The sequence below is a fragment of the Salinivibrio sp. PR5 genome, from assembly GCF_001996085.1.
In the GTDB taxonomy this organism is placed as follows: Bacteria; Pseudomonadota; Gammaproteobacteria; order Enterobacterales; family Vibrionaceae; genus Salinivibrio; species Salinivibrio proteolyticus.
The window spans coordinates 30,328-46,226 of the sequence record NZ_MUFK01000027.1 but is presented as its reverse complement, the minus strand read 5'-3'; the positions used below and the strand labels follow the sequence as shown (position 1 = coordinate 46,226).

At 48.6% G+C, this 15,899-nt stretch carries 10 protein-coding genes; 5 read left to right on the top strand and 5 right to left on the bottom strand.

Annotated features, from left to right (window positions below):
• The first annotated feature begins 166 nt into the window (after positions 1-166).
• The 3 genes from BZG82_RS10705 (at position 167) to BZG82_RS10695 (ending at position 5,699) form a co-directional block, all read left to right on the top strand.
• The gene (locus BZG82_RS10705; protein WP_077765821.1) at positions 167-1,657 is read left to right on the top strand and encodes an aerolysin family beta-barrel pore-forming toxin; all 1,491 of its coding nucleotides are present in this window, start codon (positions 167-169) and stop codon (positions 1,655-1,657) included.
• A gap of 72 nt (positions 1,658-1,729) precedes the next feature.
• Positions 1,730-4,582, top strand: coding sequence for a twin-arginine translocation signal domain-containing protein (locus BZG82_RS10700; protein WP_077765820.1), 2,853 nt, complete (start codon positions 1,730-1,732; stop codon positions 4,580-4,582).
• A 145-nt stretch (positions 4,583-4,727) separates the two neighbouring features.
• Positions 4,728-5,699 carry an ABC transporter substrate-binding protein gene (locus BZG82_RS10695; protein ID WP_077765819.1) on the top strand — a complete coding sequence of 324 codons (972 nt, stop codon included), beginning with the start codon at positions 4,728-4,730 and terminating at the stop codon, positions 5,697-5,699.
• Here the strand turns inward: BZG82_RS10695 and BZG82_RS10690 are convergent.
• The 4 genes from BZG82_RS10690 to BZG82_RS10675 all read right to left on the bottom strand — a co-directional run bounded on the left by BZG82_RS10690 (position 5,696) and on the right by BZG82_RS10675 (position 13,138).
• Complete coding sequence (locus BZG82_RS10690; RefSeq protein WP_077675968.1) at positions 5,696-6,253, bottom strand: sugar O-acetyltransferase; 558 nt, start codon at positions 6,251-6,253, stop codon at positions 5,696-5,698. The genes BZG82_RS10695 and BZG82_RS10690 overlap by 4 nt on opposite strands.
• Positions 6,254-6,561: 308 nt before the next feature.
• Complete coding sequence (locus tag BZG82_RS10685) at positions 6,562-8,997, bottom strand: M9 family metallopeptidase (RefSeq protein ID WP_077765818.1); 2,436 nt, start codon at positions 8,995-8,997, stop codon at positions 6,562-6,564.
• A 146-nt stretch (positions 8,998-9,143) separates the two neighbouring features.
• Entirely contained in the window at positions 9,144-10,943 is a 1,800-nt protein-coding gene (locus tag BZG82_RS10680; protein WP_241837370.1) for a Na/Pi cotransporter family protein, read from the bottom strand.
• A gap of 188 nt (positions 10,944-11,131) precedes the next feature.
• Positions 11,132-13,138 carry a M4 family metallopeptidase gene (locus BZG82_RS10675; protein ID WP_077765817.1) on the bottom strand — a complete coding sequence of 669 codons (2,007 nt, stop codon included), beginning with the start codon at positions 13,136-13,138 and terminating at the stop codon, positions 11,132-11,134.
• 243 nt (positions 13,139-13,381) lie between these two features.
• Between BZG82_RS10675 and BZG82_RS10670 the strand changes: the two genes are divergently transcribed.
• A complete protein-coding gene (locus BZG82_RS10670) occupies positions 13,382-14,161 on the top strand; it encodes a DUF2927 domain-containing protein (protein WP_158011489.1) in 780 nt (259 codons plus the stop codon).
• Positions 14,162-14,193: 32 nt separating this feature from the next.
• Here BZG82_RS10670 and BZG82_RS10665 read toward each other — a convergent pair whose 3' ends face one another.
• The gene (locus BZG82_RS10665) at positions 14,194-14,958 is read right to left on the bottom strand and encodes a ParA family protein (RefSeq protein WP_077662930.1); all 765 of its coding nucleotides are present in this window, start codon (positions 14,956-14,958) and stop codon (positions 14,194-14,196) included.
• Positions 14,959-15,342: 384 nt separating this feature from the next.
• Here BZG82_RS10665 and BZG82_RS10660 point away from each other — a divergent pair, with 384 nt between their 5' ends.
• Positions 15,343-15,759 (top strand): CBS domain-containing protein, encoded by a 417-nt coding sequence (locus tag BZG82_RS10660; RefSeq protein ID WP_077481809.1) that lies wholly within the window; start codon positions 15,343-15,345, stop codon positions 15,757-15,759.
• Positions 15,760-15,899 lie beyond the last annotated feature (140 nt).

Here is a 15,899-nt window from a genome sequence, read left to right as displayed (position 1 = left end):
TACGTTATGAGAATAAATGTGAATTCAGCTTAACGTAATGAACTATAAAGGGAATTTAAATCATCGTTTTTCATTTTGTTTTTGTTATTGGCTATGGAAAGGTCAAAGGGTCAGCTTTCGAATGGCCGGCAGACTCTAATAACACCTAACAAAAGGAAGACGTCAAATGGCGACAATCTCACGAACAACAACCTTGACTCTCTCCACCATCGCAGTACTCGTCAGTGCGGGAGTTGCACAGGCGAGAGTCTATCCTGACCAAATTGTGCTCGATACCTTAGGCGATGACCAATGTCGAGCCAACTATCGGCCCTTAACGGCAGACGAGGCAAGTACCCATCGCCACTTTTTGATGGATCGCATGGGGAAATGGCAAATCGCTGGACTAGAAGGCGATTGGGCGATCATGGGTAGCGGCTATAACGGTGAAATCAAACACTACGGCCAAACAAAAGATACATGGTGTTACCCCATCAATGATGAGGGTGAAATTCCGGATTATGCCGCTCAAAGCATACCAGAAGGCACTGAGCTTGATATCCAATATTCCCTAGTCAACAACCGCAGTGAATTTATCAAACCGCTGAGCTATCTCGCACATTACCTTGGTTATGCTTGGGTAGGTGGCAATCACAGTGATTACATCGGTGAAGATATGAACGTTTGGCGTTCTGGCGACCAATGGTTGATTCGCGGTAACAATGATGGCGGGTGTGATGGATATCGCTGTGACGAGAAAACAACTATCAAGGTCGATAACTTCGCTTACACCTTAAATGACAGTGACTTCTGGCATGGTGATGTGGTTGAGTCCGATAAACAGTTAGTCAAAACGATTTCTGCTGTCGCCCGCAACAACCTCGACGAGCCTCAACAAGTGGTGGTTGATCTCAAAGTCGATGAGGCCACCAATTGGTCGAAAACCAATACCTATGGATTTGCGCAAAAAGTACAAACAGAAAACGAATTTAAGTGGCCATTGGTAGGCAAAACCAAGCACACTATTTCATTTGAGGCGAATCAAAGCTTTGCTAACAGCAATGGTGGCTCGAGCAGTGAGCAGGTGACGTTACAAGCGCGTCCATTTGTCCCGGCGAACTCTGAGATCCCTATTCGCGTTGAGCTGTATCGGTCGAGTATTTCTTATCCGTACCGCTTTGGCGCCGATATTAGTTATGACGTGACTTTTGACGGTTTCTTGCGTTGGAGCGGAAACGCGTGGCATTCGCACCCTGAAAATCGTCCGACTTCAAGACATACCTTTACGATGGGGCGCAGCAGCAAGCCTGAGCACGATATCGCTTACCAGTGGCATCATCGTTACATCCCCGGCGAAGTGAAATGGTGGGACTGGAGCTGGGCGATTGAAAAATATGGCTTAGAGAGCATGCAGTGGGCAACAGGGAAGAGCTTGCGTCCGTTCTATTCCTATGTGTCGGGTGACTTTTCTGCAGAATCTCAGTATGCAGGGACCATTGAACTTGGCCAAGCGAAGCCGATTGGCAAAGCGGCTTCCACTCGCGTTAAGCGTTCCATCTCGCCAATGACCACGACTGGCGAGGCAAATGGGGTGGAATTGATTTCTAACTTTGACCCCGATGAACTTGCGAGCCTCGGCTTCGACAATGCTGAGTTGACCATCAAACCGGTTAAATAACCTCAAACCCGCATCCGAAGATGCGGGTTTTTTTATCCATTCAAGATAATCCCGATTAAGAAGAGGACAATCATGAAAAGCAAATGCAATGTCTGGGAAGGGCTTCGCTCCCAAAGTCGTCGTCGTTTTTTAACCCATTCGTCGGCGGCTGTTTTAACCATAGCGGCGGGTGCCGTGTTACCAAAATCTGTCAAAGCGGCACAGTGGATCGCACCAACCACTTCAGCAGGGCTCAGTGAGCTTGATGCGATCAGTTTTTACACGGATTCCTCAGAACATCGCGGTTTAGGGTTAGACCGAGTGGATTTCGAGACGTCCACAGACGAAGCTAACTACCTCGCGCATGTGATGTTTCAGAATATGATGAAGCATAACTTTCGGATCCATCACGGTGGTCTGAGCGCCGACATAGGCGGTGCGGTTGAGCCAAATGACGATGTACTAGCCATGCATGATAATCAACAGTCAGTGAGTGATGTTTATGCGCGCTATCAAACCTACTTTAATGACTATATGGCTGAATACATCAGTCAATATTTACAGTATGGCTACAAAGGGCAAGAGAATGTGGACGTTAATGATCGCCTTGCCTACAACAGTTGGGACATGATCAAAGCGCATGCCAATATCGACTTGGCAGAGAAAGGGGAAATCTTCAAACAAATCATTGATGAGCTTTACGCGATCGCGACAAATTATTGTCAAGGTAATGCACTGGGTCAGTACAAACAAAATGCGTCTTATTGGTTAGATGAGCTGATCGCATACTACCAGCAAGATAGCACGCTTGAGTCGCTGCTTAACGATTGTGCGGTAAACGACAATGCTGATAACCGCTTCAATATTGCGGTTCAAAAGGTGAATGCGACGAGTGCAAAAATACGCACTTTAAACATTGCGGCAGGCCGACCCAAAACCGAGGACGCCCTGCGTGAAATCGAGCGAGTGCTATTCGGCACTGTAATCAACGGTGTCGCGTTTAGTTTGCGCTGGGGGAGTGAGAGTGATGAATATTCCGTGCTCGCCAATGAGGAGAATTTCTTCGCCGTTGCTCGCATTCTGCAGAACAATGACTCGTCTACCCAAAGCCAGTTCTGGCAGCAGTTCTTTAGCAACAACGGTGGCGTACAAACCGTTTGGAACACGTTTAAAGGACTAGGATTACGCGACGAGACCTTGGGGAACGACGCTACTCAGCAAGCGTTGACAAGGCAATATCCTGAATTGGCGACGCCGGTCAGTGGCCAGCGAAGTATGACTGACGTTGTTCTATCCTCGCTGACCTTGTTGCTGGGGGTGGGACATTTCACTTGGGCATCCGCGACAGACAGAGAAGAGTGGGATAGTCCCGTTGAGCTCATCGGGCTGGGAGCCGCATTTATCGAAACCTCGTTGCAAATTAGCTATGAAATCCTCGCGACTAAAGTGACACACTTCTTATTCGGTAAGGGAACCCCCATTACTGATGAACTCGCGAAAGTCATGTCTAAATTTAGTCAGTTTCTAGGCAAACTGACCGGCCGGGTTGCCAAGTTTATGAACGTTGAGCGCCGAATAGCGGAATCACTATTTCTCGGCAAAGTATCGAGTCTGGTGAGTAAATGTTTTGTGGGGCTCGCCTTTATTGCGGTCGGGGTTGCCGGATGGAATCTCGGTCAAGCGATTGCCAGCGGTGATACCGCGGATATTGTGTGGGCTTCAGTTAACTTCTTGATATCGGGCGCTGCATTTGGGCTCGCGGTCGCGGCACTGATGGGGAGTGTGTTGGCAGGACCGCTAGGTATTGTGGTCGCCATCGTAGGGATCGTGATCGCGATTGCACAATGGATTTTCGATGCATTACGTCAGCCTAAGCCCGAACCTTCGCCGATACAGCGTTATACCAATCAAGTGGTGCAACCTGCAGACCTCATTCATGCCGATGTTGGTCAGTATATTTGCCGCACTCGGATATATTGGGATGCGCATACCTGCTTTAGGCCGTTTGATGTCAAGACAATGAATACTGACTGGGAGCACATTCAATCAGTTGAAGATCGTGAAAACCGCAACTATCTAGACGCGATGGTGTCATCTCAGATAACGGGCCGTACTTATTACTTCGGCCGTAATTTCGATTACCCTGAGTTTGGCCGCACCGATCGATTTTTCAACGATGGGTTTACTGATAGCCTAAGCTACGAACAATGGAACCCAGATTGGCAAATAGATCGCTGCACAATAGCAAGTGAATGTGTTGACCGTCACTCGAATAGCCAAGCATTATTTTTATGCGAAAAGAGTTATTCGAAGTATCTGTATTTTACTCAAGGCATCGAAAATGCCCCACAAAGTAGCGACATTATTCAGCTTCCTTCATCTCGCACACAGGACGTTATTGATATTGTTGCGGTGCACCAGCAGCAGTCATGCATCTTTATTGTGGTATGCAAAGACAAGCATGTGTATCAAATCAAAGATGGACAGGTGTCACTCATCAGCGAAGATTTTACCGATGGATACCCGGATGACTACTTCCCATCGTTAACGCTCGTTTGTACTGGCGACATGGTGAGTATCTTCTATACGCTTGATCTGGATGGTGTTGCAGAAGAAGATCGTCGCCTATATCAAACAATTATCGAGCGTGATGAACAACACAACTTTACTCAGGTGCGTTTACTGCAAGATATGCCGCTACCTGAGGGAGCTCATAGTGTGGGACTTCATATTGTCGGTCACTACTCGCCACCAGAAGGGGACAATGACGGTAGACACGAATTTATTCTCGTCACACAAAGTCGCTATAAACGTTTTGGTGCTATCGAACCTAAGCAACAGACCCAAGGAGAGGGGAAAGCGCTGCGCTTATTCGGCGGGGTCGAATTCTATGTGCTGAACTCAGGCTTCCAAGGCTTTTACAAAAATACCTTTATGCCTCGATAAACACTTATCTACCGCCGTCACGAACGTGGCGGCTTTTTTCCCTTTTGATTCATGACTGCGCTCTCACTCCTGTTATGTGCTTTCTCGGTATCCATCCTTTGACTAGGGTTAATAATGTGAAAGAACAAAAAGACGGAGTGTGAGTATGAAAAACTGGCTACTGGTTATAGTGTTCTATGCTGCCTCAGTGGGTCCTTTATGGGCTGCCGACGTCCTTTTGATTGAGAGCTATCACAAAGAATATGGCTGGGATGAAAGCTACATTCGTGGGCTCGAAAGTACGCTTGGCGATGATGTGACCTTACATACCTTTGAGATGGACACTAAACGTTTACCGAAAGCCGATTATGACAGTCAAGCTGATAAAGCCTTCGCTATGTATCAACAGGTTGCGCCAGATGTGGTGGTACTGGGCGACGATAATGCGTTGGGCTATATGTTACCGCGTTTACAAAATGAGGATATTGATATTGTATTTTTAGGTATCAATTCTAACCCACGTCGGTTGATGGCCAAATATAGCGGTAAGGCGAGAGTAACTGGTGTGCTCGAGCGCCCGCTATTTGCGCGCAGTATGCGAGAGATTGGGCAAATGTTGGGTAAAGACAAACTCATCGTCAAAATCATGTTTGATGCAGGGACGACCGCGACCATCGCCACCGACCATATCAGTAACCAATATCAAAGTTTGAAGAGTAAACTGGGGATTGATGCCACGATTGAAAACCATGAGACGTTTGACGCGTGGAAAGCCTCAGTCAAAGACAGCGATGGCTATGACATCATCATTGTGGGGCTCTATCAAATTATCCGTGATAACGATGGCAATGTCGTCGATCCGGATAAGGTATTAGCTTGGACCAACCAACATAGTGCGATCCCTTTATTTGGCTTCTGGGACTTTTCAGTGGGTAAAGGCCAAACCGCAGGAGGGGTAGTGTTATTTGGTGAATCGCAAGGGATTCAGGCGGGAGAGTACGTCAATCGAATATTGGCTGGCGAAGAGGCGTCCTCTATTTCGGTGATTCATGGCAAACAAGGACGCGCCATATACAGTGGAGTCGAGTTTGCTCGCTGGGGGCTTAATGCGCCAAGTGGCTGGCGCAATATTGATTAATCGTGGTGATTAAGCGACTTTATCAAGCGTGCAGGCGTGCCACCGTAAAGGCTGTCAGGTGGCACGTCGTGCTTAACCACCGCATTGGCGGCGATGACGCTGCGAGCCCCGATGGTGACGCCTTGACAGATTACCACGTTACCGCCAATCCATACATCGTCTTCGACCACAATGGGTTTACACCATGTTTCCCATTTTCGACGGCTTCGATAATCGAGAGAGTGGGTGGGAGTGTAAAACTGGGTATTGGGGCCAATTAGCACATGGTTGCCAATCGTGATCGGAGCGCCATCCAACATAGTGACATTCATGTTGATTAAGGTATTGCTGCCAACCTGGATGGTCTCGCCAAATTCACAATAGAATGGCGGCTGGATCACCGAACCTTCGCCGATGGTGTGTAATAGCGTGTTGAGTAGTTGCTTTCTTGTTGCAGTCTCTACGCTTTGATTGAATGCTTGCAAGGTTCGTGTGGCATGGTCTCGCCGGATATCAATGGAGCCATCGCTGTCATCAAACACAAGTCCTTGGCACATTTTTTCCCATTCGGTCATGGTTTCTCCTTATTATTTGTGCATGTCGTGACAAAGGTAGTCATCAAGGCATTATCTCAGTCTGGATGGGAGAGAAAACAGCAATCATCCCTCGAGTATTTTTCCTCTTTCTATGCTTTTTTACCCTTTCTATGGCTATCAAAAAAAGCGCCACTCGGCGGTGGCGCTTAATAACATGGTGCTTAACGCTTAACGCTTAACGCTTAACGCTTAACGCTTAACGCTTAACGCTTAACGCTTAACGCTTAACGCTTAACGCTTAACGCTTAACGCTTAACGCTTAACGCTTAACGCTTAACGCTTAACGCTTAACGAAAATAAACACGCACATCGGTTTGGCTACGGCTTCCATCACCTGCAAGTAGTAAGTGCAGACGCTGCTGGTCACGTAAATCAACTTCGATGTACTGGTTGCTGCCCGGTGCGTCTGAGGCTGCTTGGTTTTGTGCTTGCGTTGGCCAATAGTCCTCGGCAGCGAATACGCTCACATCTCCAGCGTCACCATCCGCCATGACCCACACTTGCGCCTTGGTTGCTCCCGCAGGTACATCGGCATACAGATAGCGACGTTGATAAACGCTAATACTGTTTGGGCTAGCGACGTTAAGTTGCATTGGGCGCAAGTCATCGGTGCCTGCCGGTGTCTCAGGCTCTGGTTCTGGGGTTGGTTCGGGTTGCACTAGGCCCTCAGCATTCACTTTGACAGTGACATCGGTAAAGTCACCGCGACCTGTGACACTTAAGGTATACCGACCCGGTTTCACATTATTAAGGGTCACGGTTTCATTACTGGTTTGGTTCCACTCGGTGGCGTCAAAATCGTAATAGTGCGCTTGACGGCCTTTCGCCACGTACAGATCCGCGTTGCCCTGTCCTTCGATACTAAAGGTCAGCGCACTGGCAGAGTGGGCGAGATCAATTTGATACAGGTGCTCACTGTATGCTTGACCGCTAATGGTGACGGTTTGACCGAGAGACAGTGTTGTTACTTCTGGCTGCTCTGGCTCGGGATCAGGGTCTGGACGCGGTGGTTCACCGGCATCGGTGTCTTCCAAGGTGGTCAGCCACTGCGCAAATGCCTGATCATAACGCTGACCATAGTCTTTGACTAAATTTGCCCACTGCTCGAATTTCCCGGTGCGACCCGCATCAAGCAATGTTTCCACTGCCTCTGGGTGCTTTTCAAACAAGAAGCGTACCGCCAAATAGCCCCAACGATAGATGCGATTAACATCATTCTGATAGGTGGTGGCAAAAACGTCACTGAGCGAGTAGCCGCCTTCTTTGCCCAAGCGTATTGCTTCGGCATAGTCATCACCATGGGCCATATACTCCGCAAAGCCTTCAAGCCACCAGACGGTATGACCGTGACGAAGCACGTCATTGAAGTCGCCGTACATATTAAAGCGGCCATCCAGATAGTGAACGTACTCGTGTTCAAGGTTCCAAATGGAAAGCGATTGGCCATTATCATTACGGTAAGCAATAAAACGGGCTTGGTTGTCTGGGTCGGCAGGGTTTCCTTCTAAATATTGACCACCATTATCCGTCGAGTTACCAAACAAAAACGAGGAATAGGTTTTGTAGTCGGAAGGGTTATCAAACACTACGACTTCAACGCTGTCATTCCGATCGTCGGCGACCGCTTGATAACCTGAGTTAACGGTTTGATGGAAAGCCACTTCTTTGTTGTGCAGGCTTTCACATGCCTGTTGCGATTGCGCTTGCGTCATGCTTTGTGAACGAATGATCGCCGGACCGTCACATTGGTGACGATAAGGCATTACTTTGGCTTCCAGCGTGGCTTTGGCATCAGACAAACCTAATTCGGCCATCTTATCGGACGCATAAGCATCCACCATTTCTACCATGCCCACCCAAACAGCGTCATTTTTTCCGCCCAGCGGGAAACGGGGTAATAGATCACGATAATGGCTAATCACACGATCTCGCACGCTGGCTTGGGGGGCCATCAATAGCCGTCCCATTTCGCGGACCGTGTTTGATACCAATAACGCCCCGTGGTCGCTGTTAGAGAGCTGCGGGTGATTAACGACGAACTGGTAAAGGCGGTCAATTAAGGAGAGATCAGCAGCAAGCACATCGTAAAAGGCTTGACGAGATTGGTGGCCCGCCATGGCGCGGAAAAGGTTATTGAGTGCATCTGCGTAACGGCGTTCGTCTAAGCGGTCTTGTTTCAGATTTTCAAGCAGTTGAATTTGTAGGTCTAGGGTTTGCGGCAAGCGCTTGATGCTGTCGGCCATCAGCGTTAAACCATGTAAAGCATCGGTTTGGGCGCTGCCCTTTGCCGTGGCGTAAGGCGAGCGTAAGAAACTATTGATGGCATCCGCAAGACGATCATCTAGCGAGTCAGAATAGTCAGGACTCGCCTTGTCACCATAGAAGCGAACATAGTAGGCTGCACGTACATACTCAGCTAAGTTAGCAATTTGGCGGGCTTGGTCGTCCTCACCCTGATAATTGGCAATGGTCTGCGATAAACGCTGTGCCACTTTGCTTACAAAAGTTTCTTGGTAGACGTTGCTGTATCGAATAGACGTGGTGTCATACCAGCTGGTAAAGCAACTGCGTTCAGCACTCATAATGGTTTGAAGCGGCGTGTTGCTGGCCGCTAAATCGGCAATGTTACATTGAACATCAGCCCATGCACTGGTGCTGCTGAATGCGGCGAGGGCCATCAGTGCTGATAAAGGTTTAGGTCGGGAAGGGAATAATGTATACATTTCAGGCTCCTAGATATAATTAGGCGGAGCCGTTATAACGATTTTACCGATATGGGTGGGTTATAAAGCCCAAAAGTTAGGGCTTGGTTCCGTTTTCTTTGTTTATATTGCTATTTTTGCACCAATATTCCCCAGAAAATATGGCACTAGGCTTCTTTCTCGCGCAGATGCAACTTCGCGATCCGTTTGGTAACGGTATAAACACGTTTGAGCGACTCGGTCCACTCCATCTCAATGCTAAATAGCTGTAAGCGATTGGCATCATCTTCTACCAGACGCTCAGCCTGATGGGCGAGAACTTTATCAAGCAGTGCATTTAGCTCGCGTTTTGTATGTAAGACCTGTTTGGCACGCTTATCATCGCCTCGTCGGATCGCATTAACACAATCTAGCAGCGCGTGAGTCACTTTATCTTGCATAGCATCCAGCGTCGTACGCATCTTATTACTGATGGTGATATCCGCATTGAGGGATTTTTCCATTATTGGGATCAGTGTGTTAGTGATCAGATCCGCAATGCTTTCCAGTTGGTCGGTCATGCTAATTAACGCCATTTGACGTTGGCTTTGCGCGTGACTAAGTGGCTCTTTACGCAGCCTGCCTAAATAAAACAAGATGTGTCCGTGCAGGGCATCGACCTGATTTTCGATTTCATCAATTTGTTTCAATGCGGCGATCGCTGCGTCGCGTTGTGGCTGGCTTGCCAGTTTTGAGGTAAGTGGCGGCAAGGTATTCATCATATTACAGACCCGCCGTCCAATACGGCCGATCTCAAGTTGCGCCTGATCCATCGCAATATCCGGCGTCAACAATAATTCTTTCGCCAGATATTTTGGCGTGATGATGGGCTGGTCGCTGCTGAGTGGTTTTTTCGAGCGTGGCACAATTTTTTTCGCTAGCCAAACAAACCCACCGGCGAAAGGCAACATAACCAGTGTGTTGACTACATTAAATAATGTATTGGCGTTGGCAATCTGCCGCGGCAGTTCAGCGCCCAAACGATCGACCCCTGTCAGTTGGGGATAAGCTGGGGAGAGCGCGACGCTCCAATCACTTAATAGCGAGATCAATGGCAGCCAAATCATGACGCCGATGATATTAAAAAGAACATGAATGCTAGCGGTTTGTTTGGCTTCTCGGGATTTTCCGATAGCGGCGAGAAGTGCTGTCACGCAGGTACCCACATTGGCGCCCATCGCAAGGGCAATACCGCTTTCCAGTGAAATAAAACCTTGTCCTGCAAGGACAATCACGATCCCGGTTGTTGCTGAGGACGACTGAACTAATGCGGTGAACAGAGCTGCAAGTAAGATCGCGAGTAGAGGGTTGTCCATGGTCGCCATCGCGTCGATAAAGGGCTGATAATCTCGCAGCGGTGACATGGCATCGCTCATCACATTCATACCCAGAAAAATCAAACCTAGGCCGAACAGCATATTGCCGTAGTGTTTGGCTTGGTCGGCTTTGGCGATAAACTGAGTGAGAAAGCCCGCAGCGACCATCACGTACGCTGCTTTGGTGATCTTAAAGGCAACAATTTGTGCGGTAATCGTGGTACCAATATTGGCACCCATAATGACCCCGGTCGCTTGGGCAAGTGACATCAGGCCTGCTGAAATAAAGCCAATCAACAAAACGGTGGTGACAGAAGACGATTGAATCGTCGCAGTAATGCCGGCACCGGTGAGCACGCCGGCGACGCGATTGGTAGTCAGTTTGGCGAGAAAGGTTTTTAAGCGGCTACCGGCGGCGTTTTTTAGGGCATTAGACATCTTGTCCATACCATAGAGAAACAGCGCCAGCCCACCGAGGAGTCCCATGATCATACTAGGATACTGAATGTTCTCAGCATTGGCTTGCGCTGCCCAAACGAGCGGGGGACACAATAAGAACAGCAGCACCACAAGCTTGGCGCGAAATGTGTTAGAAAAAGTCGTCAGATGCATTCAATCTGCCCAATTATCTGATTATTGCCAATAATCATTAACATAGATGTAAAGAAGCAGTAATGCGAATGTCACTTTCAGGGAGAGGGCAGAATCGTGGCGTGATCACAGTCGTGAGGAAATGGTGTGCGAAACTCTCATAAAAAAGCGGCCAGCCGTGGCTAGCCGCCAATCACAAGACAGTAATACTAACCTTGGCAGCTTCCTTGATATTGCCAAACCCATTGGTTCGAGAATGGATCAATGCCCCAGTTATCTTGCGTCGCTTGGAACAGATGCCCTTGATATTGAACGCTGACGCCGGAGTAGTAATAGTTGTAAGTTCCCCAGCTAGGGACGTTGCTACAGCGGTTTTGCTCGATACCACGGTCATCAAGGCGTGCGATCACGTTTGTGGAGTAGTCCACCGTGCTGGTGACAGTGACATACAGATCCATGCCCTGAATTTCACTAAAACCGCAGTATTCCTCGTTACCTGCGTTAGTGGACGCACAGTCATGATCTTCGGCACTCGCTGGACGGCCAACCGCCGTATATAACTCAACGTCACCCTGACCACGATATGTTTGTAGCCATACCGTACCGCGTGGCGCATTCTTAATCACAAACTGGTGAGCCGTGCCTGCGTAGCCGTGAAGCTCCACCGGCTGATCGAAAGTGAGTGGTACCACTTCAGGCGTCGGTTGCGGATCTGGATCTGGGGTAGGGATTTCACCGGTTCCTTGGCAGCTTTGGGTTTGGATGCCAACTTCGGCAAAGGCTTGGCTGACAGCGCCGGCTGAATAGTTTAGCGCTTTCGCGGCTTCACATACGCCATCAGCGCCTTGTTGGAAGCTCGAGTTAGGTTGCCAGTACAATTGGTTGGCAGTGGCAAACGCGGTAAACGCTTTTTGGATATTCCACTCTGCGCTGGTGGCAAGGTGGTAAAACGCTTTGTTGAAGATACCTGAACTAAAGTGCACGTCGATGCCAGGATAGTAACGGTTAACATGACCAATGGAGCGCCCATCTTGGCTTGGATTGATGAAATAGCGCATCGCATCGCTATATTTCATCACGTTTTCACCCATTTTCCAGTTGAAGTCGCCATAAACATACTGGCCGAGTGCCGCAGCGGCGATATCGGAGAAAGACTCGTTCATGCCTCCCGACATGCCGCGATATTCGAGTCCTGAATTTTGTTCAGTAAAACCGTGGCTGACCTCATGGGCAATCACATCCCACGTGGTTAACGGATACATGCTGCCATTACCGTCACCAAAGGTCATTTGCCGCCCATCCCAAAAAGCATTGCCATAGCCCTGACCATAATGAACACGCATGGTGAGCTTTTGACGGATAGGGCGCACGCCGAGCCAATCTTGATACATTTCAAAGACTTTTTGTCCAAAGTACTGCGCATCGTTCATGGGTGCATAGGCGCCGTTGACTTGACGGTAGGTATTCTGCGGACAATTGAATTGATGAACGCTTCCGCCCCATTCCTGATTGTTCATGTTGACTGTCACAACGTTGGGACTATCCATTTGACAGTAGCGGTTGACTTCAAAGCCGCCCAGTTGGGTATTTGGGCCGAAGGTATAGCGTCCACTTTTTTGGTTACCACCGGGTCCGCCGGCTTCTAGGTGCGCGATGCCTTCCCAGCTGTCCAAAATATCTCCCGATTTTGCATCGACGATTTTCATTGGACGCGAAGGATGACCGTTATCACTGGCAAGGTAGTCAACTTTGTAGACGAGACGCGCTGTTTGTTGTTCATCTAACCAGATCAACAATTCTGTGTTTGCATCCGATTGGTGAAAATGACGAGTACCTTGGCTTGTCTGGCCTTGAGCAATCGCAATGGCCTGCTGTTGGTTAATCATGGGTAGCGTGCCACCAATATCTTGTTCGATATCAGTGACAACGTCACCTTTGACGCTTGGCGCAAAGCCTCGTGCGGCGGTGTTTTCAACCACAGAATAGCCGTAAACCGGGATGCCATGGTGCAGTTGCTGTTTACGGACTAGTGATTGATTGCCCACTTGCAGACGCGATTTTTCACGAAAACTGAGTGCAGGGGCTGCTGTCATCGCTGAGCGTGCCGTATTGGCGTCTAGTGCTTGGCTAAGATCCAAATCAGAGGCGTCAACGATGGTGGCGGCTTGAGCGGAAAACGCAAAGGGGAGCAAGAGTGCGAGCGGTGTTTTACGCATAGAATCCTCGAGTTAGTGAGTCAAATCGCCTGTTACTATCCACATTACTCAATAACTAAAAATGTGATCGCTATCAAATTGAGGATCTGGTTCAAAAAATGTCTAGAAAAATGGTACGCCCATTCCATGTTCAACAGATATGGTAAGAAAAAACAGACAGTACGCGATTCAACCAGTTGTTTTTCAACTGCTGTGCTACGCTAAACAGGCATCGAAAGCGCGGGGTTGAGGTAGTGAACGTTGTTGTTTAAGGGTCGAGTTAGTATCGGGCTTATCGTATGGCTGGTCTCGTTCAGTACGCTTGCTGTTGAGCAACCTTGGCAGCAACCGAGTTATATTCAAGATGCGTTTTATCGCATTGCGCTGAAAAGTGAATATGTAGAAGGTGAACATGGTGTTCGTAAGTGGAGAGAATCCGTGCGCTATACCGTGTCGCATGTCGTCAGCGACAGCGAGCTTCACGATAAACTCGTCCGCTACCACCTTGATCATTTGCAAAGTTTGACCGGGATAAACTTTATCCCGGCTTCGCACCCCAAAGCCGCTAATCTGACCATTGTATTTACCAACCACCAACGCTTTTTAGACGATGCGCGGCAATACTTTAAAACCAACGATGTCACCCCATTACGCAAAGCGGTCTGTGCGGCTAATTTTGCCGTTGATAAAAATGGTTGGATACGGCGGGCAGCGGTCGTGATCCCAGTTGATTTGGCGCGATCTAAAGGTAAGTTAGTCGCCTGTGTAGTTGAAGAGCTAACCCAGATCATGGGGCTGCCCAATGACGACGATAACGTGTTTCCTTCCATTTTTAATGATCGCACCCCGGAACAACTATTAACGGGCTTAGACGGCTTGTTACTGCGGCTCTTATACTTGCCGGACATACAAGCCGGACAAAACTGGAGCCAAGTGCAGCCAATCATTGCGCCGGTGATTGAGTCGTGGGCGCGCGATGGCACCATTGCGCAGGCTCATCGCGCGGTAAGAACGGGCGAGTTATACCGCTTGTTGGGTTGGTAATGCGCGAAGGGTTACGCGCTTAGGCGCGCCGCCTATGCAGCGTGTTGATCGGAAAGCACCCGCGCTGCGAACTCCCGCCATAATCGACGATAATACATGGCCGCAGCGGTTCCCTTGCCGATATCGGTGACAGGTGCACAGGTCACGCCCATTTTTTCTACATCGCTACTAAAGGGCACATGGGCATCTAACATAGCAGGGTATTGTTTCTGCATCCGATGCATGGTGTCGACGTGTAAGCGCTTTGTTTTCTGCACCATCGAGAAAAAGGGGTGAATACGCGCCACATCAAAATCATGGGCTATAAAATATTGATAAAGCTGCTCAAGCGTGCGTTCAGAGAGCGTCGTCGGGATCACGGGGGTTAGCAGTTCATCACAATGGCGGAATACCGCATCAGACAGCGCGGAAAGAGTGGGTGGGCAATCGAGTATCACGATATCGTAGTCATCCTTGACCGCTTTAAATCGACGTTTGAAGAGACTTTTTGACCCGCTTTTCTGTGAGGCTAGAAAAATATCGAAGTCTTTAAAATCATGGTGCGCTGGCACCACATCAAGATTAGGGTAGTGGCTGGGTTGAATGGACTTTTTAAACTTCTTATCACGGGTAAAGAAGCTGTCTTGTCCTAAATGCTTGGATGGCTTGAGTTTAAAGTAAAACGATGACGCGCCTTGCGGGTCGAGATCGCAAAGCAAGACGCGATAGCCGCTTTCCGCCATCAAATGCGCCATGTTCACCGACGTCGCCGTTTTTCCCACACCACCTTTGTTACTGTAAACCGCAATAATTTTCATCGTTTTCTTCCCATCCCCATGCGTGAATCGCCATCGTTTTGAATACCATCCATTTATTTTTGATACGGTATGAAATCGATGAAACCCTAGCTACCCCTATGGCTGTTTTATTTAACAATTTGTGACAAAACAAAAAGAGAAGGGCGTGCGAGCTTGTCTTGTTGCATATGAGGCTGAGAGGCGTGTGAAGCCGGTATAAAGCAATCACGTCATATCATTGCTTTGTCCAATCACACAAATTGCTCAAAGTGATTTAGACATTTCGCTAACTTAGACAACACTTAAAGAACGGGATAACCATAGCTGTGCTGCGCGGCATACTCTTTTCGACATGACGTGGTTAGCAGGTATATGGCGTGAGTTAAGCATTGAAGAGGGGGCGACATGGAGTCGATCAAAGTCAAAGATTATATGAACAAGCGGCCGGTGACATTCTCGCCAGAGATGCCATTATCCAGTGCGCTGGAAAAATTGCTGCGGAGCCAACAAACCGGTGGACCCGTGATTGATGCCAACAAGCATCTAGTCGGTTTTATTTCCGAGCAAGATATGCTGCAGCAATTGCTCAGAGACAGTTATCACTGTCAAGACTCCCACTCTGTGTCTGATTGTATGACGCCGAATGCACTCGCAGTGCAATCAGAAGACAGCATCATTAAGCTGGCCGAAATGATGATACCTACCAAGCCCAAGCTCTACCCGGTGGTTGATGACGGTAAATTGGTGGGGATTATCACTCGGCGAGACGTGCTCCGTGCGATCAGCACTCAAATGGGAGAGTGCCTCACGCATCCTGTCTAAATGAAAGACTCAAGCGTCTTGTGCTGTTTCTTTGAGAGGAGAAGCGGCTAAGGCGTTTATCTTTGCGTGCTTTCGCGTCAGGAAACAATGTAATTTATAAATATCACCAGCACGTGCGCTATCCCAAACTGTGCTGATCC

Coding starts and splice junctions, on each gene's coding strand:
- BZG82_RS10705 (WP_077765821.1), top strand. CDS start 167: ATGGCGACAATCTCACGAACAACAACCTTGACTCTCTCCACCATCGCA.
- BZG82_RS10700 (WP_077765820.1), top strand. CDS start 1,730: ATGAAAAGCAAATGCAATGTCTGGGAAGGGCTTCGCTCCCAAAGTCGT.
- BZG82_RS10695 (WP_077765819.1), top strand. CDS start 4,728: ATGAAAAACTGGCTACTGGTTATAGTGTTCTATGCTGCCTCAGTGGGT.
- BZG82_RS10690 (WP_077675968.1), bottom strand. CDS start 6,253: ATGACCGAATGGGAAAAAATGTGCCAAGGACTTGTGTTTGATGACAGC.
- BZG82_RS10685 (WP_077765818.1), bottom strand. CDS start 8,997: ATGTATACATTATTCCCTTCCCGACCTAAACCTTTATCAGCACTGATG.
- BZG82_RS10680 (WP_241837370.1), bottom strand. CDS start 10,943: ATGCATCTGACGACTTTTTCTAACACATTTCGCGCCAAGCTTGTGGTG.
- BZG82_RS10675 (WP_077765817.1), bottom strand. CDS start 13,138: ATGCGTAAAACACCGCTCGCACTCTTGCTCCCCTTTGCGTTTTCCGCT.
- BZG82_RS10665 (WP_077662930.1), bottom strand. CDS start 14,958: ATGAAAATTATTGCGGTTTACAGTAACAAAGGTGGTGTGGGAAAAACG.
- BZG82_RS10660 (WP_077481809.1), top strand. CDS start 15,343: ATGGAGTCGATCAAAGTCAAAGATTATATGAACAAGCGGCCGGTGACA.